This is a genomic window from Spirochaetota bacterium, from assembly GCA_026415295.1.
Lineage (GTDB): Bacteria > Spirochaetota > JAAYUW01 > JAAYUW01 > JAOAHJ01 > JAOAHJ01.
In genome coordinates, this window is the sequence record JAOAHJ010000033.1 from 19,920 (window position 1) to 32,853 (window position 12,934).

General features: G+C 20.5%; 10 protein-coding genes. 5 read left to right on the forward strand and 5 right to left on the reverse strand.

Annotated elements, in window-relative coordinates:
* Positions 1-18: 18 nt before the first annotated feature.
* The 3 genes from N3A58_08115 to N3A58_08125 are packed head-to-tail and all read right to left on the reverse strand — an operon-like array spanning position 19 to position 4,000.
* A complete protein-coding gene (locus N3A58_08115) occupies positions 19-855 on the reverse strand; it encodes an RNA methyltransferase (GenBank protein ID MCX8059363.1) in 837 nt (278 codons plus the stop codon).
* 50 nt (positions 856-905) lie between these two features.
* The gene (locus N3A58_08120; protein MCX8059364.1) at positions 906-1,823 is read right to left on the reverse strand and encodes a non-canonical purine NTP pyrophosphatase; all 918 of its coding nucleotides are present in this window, start codon (positions 1,821-1,823) and stop codon (positions 906-908) included.
* A 29-nt stretch (positions 1,824-1,852) separates the two neighbouring features.
* Positions 1,853-4,000 (reverse strand): transglycosylase SLT domain-containing protein, encoded by a 2,148-nt coding sequence (locus tag N3A58_08125; protein MCX8059365.1) that lies wholly within the window; start codon positions 3,998-4,000, stop codon positions 1,853-1,855.
* Positions 4,001-4,294: 294 nt separating this feature from the next.
* On the opposite strand from N3A58_08125, the gene N3A58_08130 reads away from it, so the two are divergent.
* The 5 genes from N3A58_08130 (at position 4,295) to N3A58_08150 (ending at position 10,627) form a co-directional block, all read left to right on the forward strand.
* Positions 4,295-5,419 (forward strand): hypothetical protein, encoded by a 1,125-nt coding sequence (locus tag N3A58_08130; GenBank protein ID MCX8059366.1) that lies wholly within the window; start codon positions 4,295-4,297, stop codon positions 5,417-5,419.
* Positions 5,395-6,720 (forward strand): hypothetical protein, encoded by a 1,326-nt coding sequence (locus N3A58_08135; GenBank protein MCX8059367.1) that lies wholly within the window; start codon positions 5,395-5,397, stop codon positions 6,718-6,720. Before N3A58_08130 ends, N3A58_08135 begins: the two co-directional genes overlap by 25 nt.
* Positions 6,721-6,827: 107 nt before the next feature.
* On the forward strand, positions 6,828-7,964 hold the full coding sequence (gene mtnA, locus N3A58_08140) for an S-methyl-5-thioribose-1-phosphate isomerase (GenBank protein ID MCX8059368.1): 1,137 nt from the start codon (positions 6,828-6,830) through the stop codon (positions 7,962-7,964).
* Between the two features lie 185 nt (positions 7,965-8,149).
* Positions 8,150-10,249 (forward strand): RelA/SpoT family protein, encoded by a 2,100-nt coding sequence (locus tag N3A58_08145; GenBank protein ID MCX8059369.1) that lies wholly within the window; start codon positions 8,150-8,152, stop codon positions 10,247-10,249.
* 195 nt (positions 10,250-10,444) lie between these two features.
* On the forward strand, positions 10,445-10,627 hold the full coding sequence (locus N3A58_08150) for a ferredoxin (protein ID MCX8059370.1): 183 nt from the start codon (positions 10,445-10,447) through the stop codon (positions 10,625-10,627).
* Positions 10,628-10,637: 10 nt separating this feature from the next.
* Here the strand turns inward: N3A58_08150 and N3A58_08155 are convergent, their stop codons facing one another.
* Positions 10,638-11,489: a hypothetical protein gene (locus N3A58_08155; protein MCX8059371.1), complete on the reverse strand. Its 852-nt coding sequence runs from the start codon at positions 11,487-11,489 to the stop codon at positions 10,638-10,640.
* A gap of 185 nt (positions 11,490-11,674) precedes the next feature.
* Positions 11,675-12,925: a hypothetical protein gene (locus N3A58_08160; protein MCX8059372.1), complete on the reverse strand. Its 1,251-nt coding sequence runs from the start codon at positions 12,923-12,925 to the stop codon at positions 11,675-11,677.
* Between the last annotated feature and the right edge of the window lie 9 nt (positions 12,926-12,934).

The following is a 12,934-nucleotide window of genomic DNA, read 5'->3' on the forward strand; positions in this document are numbered from 1 at the left end:
AATTTAAAACATAAAAAATTAAATTTTTTTATTTTCATCTATCAAAGGAGCAAAAATAAACCTCATTAAATATTTCTTTAATAAATTAAGATCCTTTTTGGTTATATAAGGTGATGTAAAAATTCTATTAAAAAGTCTTTTGAACTTTTCAACATCATTTCGAATAAATAGTTTTTTTCTCTTAGAAGCTTCAATAATTTCTTCAAAAAATTTTTCCTTATCTTTAGTTGTCGCTAACTTAAATATACTTTCTACCTCAAAATTTAATCCAGAAACTATTTTTTTTGATTCTTTCATTTCATGATCTTTTTTAATTAAACAATTTTTATATTGTATATTCTCAATATAGTATATTTCACTAAGAATAATACAAACTGCTTGTGCTAAATTTAAAGATGGTGATTCAGGATTTGTGGGTATATATAAAAGTTTTTCGCATTTTTGAATAATAGAATCCTCAAGTCCTGTACTTTCTTTTCCAAAAATAAGAGCTACAGTAAAATTTTGATTATTTAACTTATTTTCCATTATTGAATTGTAAAAATTCTGGAAAAATTCTTTGTGATTTGAAGATATTTCTCTATCTTTACCTGATCTTCGAGTGAAGGCTACCACAATATGTGGTTTTTCATTAAATAAAAAATCATCAAAATCTTTGTAAACTACTCTATTTTCAAATATTCTTTTGCCTAAATCAGTATGAGCCATCCACTTACCTTCAGTTTCATCTTTCCATAATGGATTAACTAAAATAAGTCTATTAAAATCAAAATTTCCCATTAATCTTGCAATTGAACCAACATTTCCTGAAAATTCATTTTCAACAATTACTACCAGATATTTTACATTACTCATAAAACTCACTTAAGAAGGTAATAAAAAACATACAATTTAAGTTTTATAAATTAAAAAAAATTATTTAATAACTTATTAATAAATATTTCAAATGCTTCTTGTCTATGAGAAACTAGATTTTTTTCACTAATTTGTAGCTCAGCTAAGGTTTTTTGTAATTCAGGTACATAAAAAATAGGGTCATAACCAAAACCATAGTTACCTTTAGGATCAGTAAGGTAACCAAAAATATAACCATTAGCTTCTATCTCTTTTTCTTCTGACTTAAAGTAAATAGAAGTTGTAAAATATGAAAAAAAGTAATAATCATTATATAACTTGCAGAATTTTTCTTCCAATATTAGATTTTTTAATTTATTTAAACTTTTGTTATCTTTATTTTCTTTAAACAGCTCTTCTAAAAAATTAAACAAAAAATTTTTATAATCAAACTTAATTTCATCAAAAACAGCATTTTTCAAATAATAAACTAAATTCAACAAAATTTTATTTCTTTCTTCAGTTTCATCTATAAAACAAAACCTTTTAGAAAAAACCCCAGGTAATATTGATATATCTTTCTCATAAAGAGCAAAATTAAAAAAATCCATTATTTTATTACTAATTAAACCAAAATTATTAAGAATATTTTTAGTTTCAATATATTTTAAAAAATTTTTTAACAAATTATTAATAAAATAATCCTTACCAAAATTTTTAATTGAAAAAGTTAATAATAAATTAGTCAATCCTGAATCTTCTCCAATAACTGGCTTTTTAAACTTTTCAAATATATATTCACATTTGATTTTAGCATTTTCATTAAATGTTTTTCCACTTTCTTCAATATCTTCATAAAATGAAAGATCAGAAAGATTTATAAATTTTAAATTATAAATTATATCATTTTTATTATTAAAAAAACTTTTTAATTTATTATTAACTTCATCAATTTTATGTTTATTTTGTGTTGCAAAAATTATTTCCATCCAATTACCCTTTTTATTTCTAAAATATTTTACCAATATCTTATTATATAACCAAATGTATCCATAATACTATTATTGTCATAAATTAATTTGTAAAACAAATAACTTCTCATAATTTTTTTAATATAGATTTGTGTCTCAGAAATATTTATAAATTCAGTATCCAATAAAGTATAAAAAGATCTATTTTGAAATAGTCTTTTTATTCTATTTGGACCTCCATTATAAGCAGCAAAAGAGAGCCCTTTAGAATTTAATGTTAAATAAACTTGATTTAAATATTTAATTCCTAAAATAATTGAAGTTTCTGGTTCTGATAGTTTATTAATAAAATCTTTATCATATTTATAAGCTTTTTTATAATATAAATAATAAGCTGTTGATGGCATTAATTGCATAAGTCCAATAGCTCCTGCAGGAGAAACAGCATCTTTTTTAAAATATGATTCTTCTCTTAATAAAGACAATATTTCAAAAGAATCAAAATATTTTTCGACATTATTTTTATCAATTAGATCCATAAAAAAGTACGGAAAAGAAAAAATATATTCATATAAATTAGATGAAGCTATAAAATTAAGAAAAATATTCAATATTTCTTCATCAAAATAGAAGGAGTTGTTTAAAAATAAATTCAAATCTTTTTTAGTGGAAAAAATTTCATCCTTTGTATGAATGTCTTTTTTTTCTTTAATCAAAAGATTTTTATCACTCATAGAATAAATTTTGTTTTTTATCTTTAAGAAAAATAAAGAATTATCTCTAAAATTAATATAAAAGTTTTTAGATTTTTCATTGAAGATTAAATTTTGATAATAAACGGAATAATTTAAATTTCCAATAAAAAAACCAAAATTCCTATTTATCTCATATAATTTAATTTTATCATCAGATAAAGAAGATAAATAATTAATAATATTGATAAACCTATCAGAAAATCCATGATTAACTAGTATTTTAAGCAAATCTATAAATTTACTAATTTCTTCGTTATTAAAATTATATTTTTCTTTTAGGATATTTTTAATTAAATGTTCTATTTTATTTTTATTAAAAAAATCTTCTAAATCTTTATAAAAGAAATGTTCAAATTTATTAATTATATCTTTGCTCTCATCAAAAAATATCTTTTCTAAATTTATAAATTTTTCATCACTATATAGCGAGTTAATAATACCGTATGATAATATTGAATAATAATAATTTCCACCACAAACATAAGCTAAAGCTAAATAATCAAAAAATAAATTATATTCCCCCTGCAATAAATTTATAAGAGCTAAAAAGTAAAATATTTTTGATATATTAGATAAATTAATTAAATTAATATTTAAAAAATAATTTAATATTTCATACTCTAAATTTTCGAGACTAGTAAAATAACTATAAATTTTTTCTTCTGTTAAATTTATAATATCAACATTTTTTATTCTCAGCTTTTTGTTCTTTTCTAATTGATCTGCAATTGATTTATTTATCTCTTCAGATATTTTTGTATGTAAGAATAATTTTAATTTATTTGTCCTTTCAAAAGAATACAAAGAATTATCTTCTTTTTTATCAGTATATTTCGAGAATATAATTTCATAAAAACCTTTTAAGATTTCATAATATGTATTAATAAATTCTATATATTTAACATCTATTTTTTTTATCATTTCATTTATATATTTTTCTTCTTCTAATTTTGAATTTTCTTGATCATTATTTGCTTTCTTTTGTTTATTAATTAAAGAAGATAAATAATCAACATTTCTTTGAGATAAAATTAAGTATGGATTTCCATTTATATTTTTAAATATATTATAAGCATTTTCATACTTTTTCAACTTTAATAATAATAAACCTTTAATGTAATATAAAAAATTACTATCAAGTTTATCTGACTCTTCTAAATTATTAATATAGTTAAGAAACTCATTAATCCTATTTTCATCCCAAATCTTCTCTTCAGAATATAAATCTTGTAATTCATTAATAAAATTATATATACTAATTTTAGAAATTTCACCTTTTTTAATTTTATTAAAATATTGAGATTCATAAAATTTACTGCAATAGTCATTAAAATAATTATAAACATTTTCTATTTTTATACTAGAATTACAATCTATGACTAATAAAAACAAAAGTAAAAAAAACAATTTTAATAATTTATTAAAATTTCTAAAATTCATAATAAAAAATTATAATTAAATTTTTTGTCTTTTATAATTATCTTTTCGTTAAAGCAAATTTACATTTAAATCTTTTTATTGCAATTAATTTTATTTAGTAGATTTACAAACCTAAATGTTATTTAATTATGTAAAATTAATGTTGACTATTTTATAAATAGAATTATTTTTTTTTTGATATTTTAAAAATAATTAAAACTTATTAAATTATTATTTTTAGAAAATAGATTTGAAATATAGCATCAAAATTTATTATTCTTTAATTAAACATTTTATTATTTTTTAGAGGATATTATGAGTATAAATATAAAAATAGTTAAAAATAAAAAAGATTATCTTGATTTTATAAAAATTCCTTTCAAAATTTATTCAAAAAATAAATTTTGGGTTCCACCACTTATAAATTATGAATTTAAGAATCTTTATCCTTATAAAAACCCTTTATATAATTATTGTGAAGCTACTCTTGCAATTGCTTATAAAAACAATGAACCTGTAGGAAGAATAGCTTGCATTATTAATAATAAAGAATGCCAAATGCTAGATCAAAAAATAGTCAGATTTTCAAGGATTGAATTTATCGATGATTATGAGGTATCATCTGCTTTATTAAAATTTGCTGAAAGTTGGGCTACTGAAAAAAAAGCAACCATAATTCATGGACCATTAGGTTTTACAAATTTTGATCATCAGGGATTATTAATATATGGTTTTGATAAAATACCAACTGTTGCATCTGTTTATAATCATCCATATTATGAAGACCATATTCTCAAAATGGGTTACCAAAAAGAGATAGATTGGGTAGAATATAGATTTCCAGTTCCAAAAGAAATTCCTGAAGTTGCAGAAAGAGTTGCAAATGCTGTAAAAAAAAGATATAATATAGAGGTTTTAAATTTTAATAGAATAGAAGATATTTTACCTTATACAAAAAGTATATTAAAAATAATAGAGGAAACATACAAAGATATATATAGTTCAACTTTAATGGATGAAGTAACCGTTAACAGGTACATAAAAGATTATTTAGCAAAGTTGAATCCTGAATTTATAAAAATAGCTGTCAATAAAAATAAATCAGTAGTTGGCTTTGTTATAGGAATGCCATCATTGTCTGAATCTTTGCAAAGAATTAAAGGAAATCTTTTCCCGTTCGGTTTTATCAAAGTTTTAGACGCTATAAAGAAGCCTAAATATCTTGATCTTTATTTAGGAGCTGTCACTCCTCTTATGCAAGGGAAAGGAATCCCAGCTCTTCTTATGATAGAAATGACTAAAACTTGTATAAAAAATAAAATAAAATATGTTGAGACAAATTCAGAATTGGAAACAAATACTAAAGTTCAAAGCAACTGGAAATATTTTAATACAGAGTTACATAAAAGAAAAAGATGTTTTATAAAATATCTGACATAGAGCAAAAAAAAATAAAAATTTTAATAATAAAAATATCATCAGCAGGTGATATAATTCATTCAACGGCAGTTATAACAGGTTTGTATAAATATCTACTAAATTTAAAAGATTTGGAAAATAAGAAAGGTAATAACTTTGATTTTCAAATAGACACAGTAATCGATCCTCAATATTTAAAATTAGTCCAGGATTTAAATATTTATACTAATTTTTTTTTCTATGATGAGATAAAATATATCAAAATTTTATCAATTATAAGAAAAAAACCCTACCTTATTTTTAAAAACTTATACTTAATATTTAAAGATATAATAAAAGTGATAAATACAATTAATAAAATTAATTACGATTTTATTTTTGATCTTCAAGGTATTGAAAAATCATTAATCTTTTATTTTCTTTGTAAAGGAAAATATAAAAATTGTAAATGGAGTCTACCATACAAATATTTAAAAGAAAATAAATCAATGCATGCTGTTGATGCAATGGCAATTGTAATAAAAAAGTATTTCAAAGAATTCACTCCCAATAAAATAACAATTAATATTAAAGAAAATCTAATATTAAATAGACTCAAAAATAACAAAAAAGATTTTATAATAAAATTAATTGAAAATGGAAATTATGTTACTTTTTCGCCATTCACAAGATGGAACTCAAAAAATTTACCACTAATTTATTATATAATATTTTCATACTACTTAAAAGAAAAGCATAATATTAATTCGATTTTTTTAGGCTCTAAATCAGAAAGAGAAATATTTTTAAATTTTTTAACAGATCTTTTAAAAGATCCAGAAAATTTTTTAGTCCAATATTACAAATCAAATATTGTATTAAATAATTCTACTAATTTTTTAATAAATTTTTTAAATATTGACTTAAAATCTTTTATAAAAATTATTGAAAATGATACTCAAAAATTTAATTTTTTTAATAATTTTGAAAACTATTTATTAAATAACAATGCTTTTATTCTTATTGGACTACTTGATTTAGATGAAGTGCCATTAATTATTAAAAATTCAAACTTCTTTGTAGGATCAGATTCAATGAATCTTTTTATTGCAGATTCCCTAGAAGTTAAAAATTTAGCTTTTTTCGGACCTACATTTCCCGAAAGAGTTGCTCCATATAATACAAAAAACACACAAAAATCTTTTATATATCAAAAAAAAGAGTTAGATTGTATAAAATGTTATAAAAGAGATTGCCCAAAATTAAAAAATGATTTTATGAGATGCTTATATGAAGTTAATTTTAATGAAATTATTAGAATTTTTGATAAATTAATTAATTAAAATTTATTAAAAATATAAATTAAATAATAAAAAAATAAATATAATAATTTTATTAATAATTAAAAAATAAAAAATAATTTTTAACAGATTTAATTAGTGGAGGTAAAATGAAATTTGATGTACTTAAATGGGATAAAGAAACCAGAAAATTAAAAATAATCGATCAAACACTTTTACCTATCGAAAAAAAAATAATAGAACTAACAAAAACTGAAGAAGTAATAGAAGCTATTAAAAAATTAAAAGTTAGAGGTGCTCCTCTTATTGGTGTTGCTGCAGGATTCGGTGCAGTTATAAGTTATTATGAAGTTATAAAAGAATTAAAAATCAATATTGATAATGACAACATCTCAATAGATAAAATTAATAATTATTTAGATAAAATAAAGGACAAATTTTTAGAAAAGATTAATCTTATTAAATCTTCAAGACCAACAGCTTACAATATGTTTTTTATATTAGATCAAATAATTACATATTTTAACGATATGATATTAAGTTTTAAGTCTTCTTATCAAAACACTATCTTTAAAAAATCTGATTTTAATAATTTTATTGAATATATAGGACTTAATCTACAAAAAAAAGCTCAGTTTTTCCAAAGTGAAGATGAAAGTTTATGTGAAAAAATTGGAGAATATGGAATAAACCTCATTAATGATGGAGACACAATTTTAACACATTGTAATGCTGGTTCTTTAGCAACTAGTGCATGGGGTACTGCTCTTGCTCCTATTTATAAAGCTTTTGAAAAAGGTTATAATATTACTGTTTATTGTGATGAAACAAGACCTTTACTACAAGGAGCAAGGCTTACTTCCTACGAGTTAAATGAAAAAGGTATTAATACTTATGTAATTTGTGATAATATGGCAGGATATTTAATGCAATTAAAAAAGATAGACAAAATAATAGTAGGAGCTGATAGAATATGTAAAAATGGTGATTTTGCAAATAAAATAGGGACATATTCAATAGCTGTATTAGCTAAATATCACAACATTCCATTTTATGTTGCAGCTCCCTACACAACTTTTGATTTAAAACTGGAAGAAGGGAAACAAATCCCTATAGAAGAAAGAGATAAAAATGAAATAATTTTTAGTTTTAATAAACAAATAGCTCCTTTAAATATTAATGTATTTAATCCAGCTTTTGATATAACTCCAAATCAACTTGTATCTGCTTTTATTACCGATAAAGGAATCTTTTATCCACCTTATAATTTTGAAAAATTAATATAAAAAATATTAATATTTTAATCTTTTTGATTAAAATTTTTAATGTATTTATTTTTAAAAAATATTATTCTTATTTTAGTTATAAAAATCATTAATTAAGCTAAAATTTGATGAAAATATCTATTTTATTATTTTATTTTGCAATTAATTTTTTTATTTTGTTATTAAAGATTTCTTATTATTAGTTTATGAGTACAACAAATTTATTAAATGATTTATTAAATAAAGTTGAATCCTTAAAAATATATAATATCGAAAAAATTAAAAAAGCTATAGATTTTGCTCAAAGAAAACACGAAGGGCAGAAAAGGCTTTCTGGGGAAGATTATATTACTCATCCAATAAATGTAGCAATGATTTTATTAAACTTAAAAATGGATGAAGATACTATTATAGCTTCAATACTCCACGATATACTTGAAGATACAGAAACAACTGAAAAAGAGATAATAGAAAATTTTTCAGAAAATATTTTAAAACTTATTCAAGGTGTAACAAAAATAAGCACTATTAAATCTTCATACAAATATGTCAAAGAAGAATATAACTTGAGAAATTTCATTTTAGCTTTTATAGATGATATACGTATTCTTTTTATTAAACTAGCAGATAGGTTGCATAATCTACAGACTTTGCAATATCAACCTCCTCTTAAAAGAATCCAGATAGCAAAAAATACGCTTGAACTATATGCTCCACTAGCTGAAAGAATAGGAATAGAGTGGATTAAAAATGAACTTGAAGATAGAAGCTTATACTTTCTAGATCCTAAAATGTATCTTTATATAAAAAATTTAATTGCTCAAAAAAAGAATGAAAGAGAAAAAGAAATAAATGAAATAATTAATGAAATAGATCAGTTAATTCAAAAACATAATTTAAAAAATTACCAAATTAAAGGAAGAGTAAAACATTTTTATTCAATTTATAGAAAAATGAAAGAAGAAAATAAAACTTTCGAAGAAATTTTTGATTTAATAGGAGTAAGAATACTTGCAAATACTGTAAATGATTGCTATACAATTTTAGGAATAATTCACAATAACTACAAACCTATAACAGGAAGATTTAAAGATTATATTGCTTTACCAAAAAATAATCTTTATCAAAGTTTACATACAACAGTCATAGATAATAAAAAAAGAAAACTTGAAATACAAATAAGAACTTTTGAAATGGATAAGGTAGCTGAATATGGTATAGCTGCTCATTGGATCTATAAAGAAAATATAGAAGATATAAATCAAATAAAAGAACAAATTAATTTAATAAATAAAATTAAAAACTGGCAACAAAATGATTTTGATGCAAACCAAATTTTAAGCAATATAAAATCTGAAATTTTAAAAGAGGATATATTTATTTTTACTCCAAAAGGTGATGTTGTACAGTTACCAAAAGGATCAACTGCTTTAGATTTTGCCTTTGCTATCCACACTGAAATAGGACTAAAAGCTATTGGAGCTAAAATAAATGGTAAACTCTCACCATTAAGAAAAGAATTAAAGAATACGGATGTTGTAGAGATAATTACATCTGAAAAAAAACTTCCTTCAACAGATTGGTTAACTTTTGTAAAAACCAAAAAAGCAAAATCAAAATTAAAAAGTTATTTTAATAAATTGAAGCTTTTAAACAAAGACAATTCAATTATTATTAATTCAAAAACTTTACAATATATTGACAATATTTTAAACCAGACACCTAAAAGTGATTTTAAAAATAAAACTACAAATTATGATCTTAACAAAAACATTTCCTCTAAATTATTAAATAAATCTGAAATTTTAAGTAAAGAAGAACATAATATTAAAACTATAACAGATTCAAATCAAATGATAAAGTCTTTTCAGATATATATAAATAAAGAAAAAAACATAGATTATGAGTTTGCTAAATGTTGCAATCCAATGCCTGGAGATCATATAAAAGGGATTGTTTCTATCAGAAAGAAAAAAATTATAATACACAGATCAAATTGTGAAAATCTTATTAATATTAAAAATAGAAATAAACTATTTGATGTTGAATGGTCAGAAGAATTTAAATATTATTTTGCTAAATTTAATATAACTGGTAAAGGAAATTCAACCTATGTTTTAACTGAAATAATATCTTCTATAGATAAATCAAATTTAATACTTGAACATCTCAACTTTCATGTAAAACCCTTTGATAAGGTTGTTTGCTATATAATATTAAAATCAAAAACAAATGAAAATATTTCGCATTTTGAATCATTACTTTCAAAATCTCAATACATAATTAATTTTAAAAGAGTTAATTAAAAAATTTGTAAACAAAATTAATTCTTAATTTTTATTAAAATTTTTATTTTTTTATTAAAATTTAAATATTGAAATAATAAGTTTTTATGATATTTTAATTTTAACAAAATAATATTATTTATTTTAATTAATTATTAAAAAATATTATGTCTTCACTAATACTATTTATAAATTTTTTCAGAGCAGGAGGAAAAGATGAAAATTTGGGTTGATAAAGATCTATGTATAGGTTGTGGAGTATGTACCTCAATGGCACCAGATTGTTTTGAACTAAATGATGATGGTAAAGCTCAAGTAATTGAGGGTTGTGACTTTACAAGTTGCGATATTGATGAAGTTATTAATTCATGTCCTGTTGAAGCTATTAAAAAAGAATAAATTTTTCATTTTAGTATTTCAAATATATACTATCTATAAATTTAAATTCTTCTAAAAAATAAATTTTATCGATTTTGTTAATTTCAAAAAAATTTTTTTGAAAAAGTGAAGTTTTTATTTTAATTCCTGTTTTGGAAAAAATTCCAATTTTTTGATTCATATGATTTAATTTATCATCAAAATATAGAACTGCTTTATATTTTATATTGTTTCTATCAATAATTTCTATATTATCTTTCAGTATTCTAACTGATTTGTCTTTTTTTGAATCATATTTACCATCATTATTTAAATCAAAGTAAATATATAAAGAATAATAATAAAACAAAAAATCATAATAATAAGAAAGATTATTCAAGTTTTCATTAAAAATAAATTCAAACGTATATTCATTAATTATATTTAACTTATAGGTTTTATTAAATAAATTTATATCCTCAAAAACTTGATCGATAGTTATTTTTTCATATGGCTTAATAATAAAATCTTTATAAAAGAAAGCTTTAATTTTAAATTGGAATTCCTGATTTTCATTAAAAGTCCATTCTTTAGTTAATATACTATAATAAAAATACTTTCCTGGAACAAGCTTTAATTCTAACTGTTCTTTATTTATATTTTCAATATCCCATATTTTAGAAAAAACTGGTTTATATTTTGAATCAACTATTGTAAAAATAATTTTTATCTTATCATTTTCGTTATAAATATTCTTATTATTGTCAATATTCAAAGATACATTCAATATAGCATTTGGTGAACAAATAACTTCAAATGAATTTGAGCAGGAATATAATAAAAAAAATAAATTTAAAAAATAAATAAAATAAAATTTATTTAATTTAATATTAATTCTTTTCATAGAATTATTCTTAATTATAAAATTTTATATTATTATACTAAATTTTTTAAAAAAAATTTCAATACTTTTATAAAAATTTTTTGAATAAAATTTTTGATTAAAATATTTAGAGAAATATTTTTTTTATTTATTTCATTATTGTTTATTTTAGATATTAATTAAAAGAATTGAAAAATTTGAAAATTTTACAAATTCCCAAAAAAGTTTAAAAAAATAGTTTCCTTTGATGATTTAAAATAAAAATCATCAAGAAATTGATCATATGAAAATGATTTATTAATAACTATAGAAAAAGAATAATAATAGAGATTTTTAAAAATATTTTCGTTAATCTTAAAATTTTCATCAAAAAAATAAACACTTAAATTCTGGTTTCCATTTTTGTCATAAAATATAAACTTTTTTAATTCTTCCTCAAAAACTTCAATATTATAAAAACCAAAAGAAAAATTATTGGATAATCTTTTAAAATTAATTCCTACTTCATAATCTAAAGAACTAAAAATATAGTTATTAGTATCTTCTTTAAATTCTATTAAATACTCTTCTTCTAAAAGCCTTACAAGAGATATTTCTTTTATTTTACTTATTTCAAACCTTAAATCTAAAAAAATTTGATAATTCTTAAATACTCTATCATTCTTAGAATATATATTTAATTTCAAATTATTAAAATAATTTTTTTTACTAAATTCATTTCCAATATCAGTAAAATAAACAGTATCATTTACAAGTCTTAAAAAATAATATGAAGGATTTTTAAATAAATTTTTTATTGTATAATTTTTCTTAATAAAACTAGATGTATAAATATAATTTAAATCATTTTTTATCTCTTCTGGTTGTATTTCTTCAATATATATATTTTCTACATATGAATCTTTATCAAAAAATGATTCAATATAAAATATTATTACTTTTTGGTCTCTTGTTATAGTTGTTGAGAACCTTCCATCATTATCTGTCCATACCTCTTTCAATAAACCTGCTGATTTAATATAAATTATTGATTTTGAAAGAGGTACTTTATCCTTGTAAAATATACCATTAAACGGAACTTCCTTCTGTGTATTCTTAATTGGCGATAAATTTATAGATAAATTTATCAATTTTTTTCTTTTAAGCTGTATTATAACCCTTTCAAAACCATCTTTATTTATTAATAAATACATTGGAAAATTATTGTAAAAGATAGTTTTAAATACTCCATCTTGACTTGTAACTCCAATTAAACTATTTTTATCATCATAAATTTGAGTATTTTCTAAAGGACATCCAATATCAGAATAAATATTTAAAACTATTTCTATTTTTTCTCCACCATATATATCATTTATATTTACTAAAAAAATAGATAATGATAAAAAAAATATAATACTTATCTTTTTAATTTTCATTTTTTTTATAAAAGTATTTAAAGCAAAAAATAAATTCATAAATTTTTC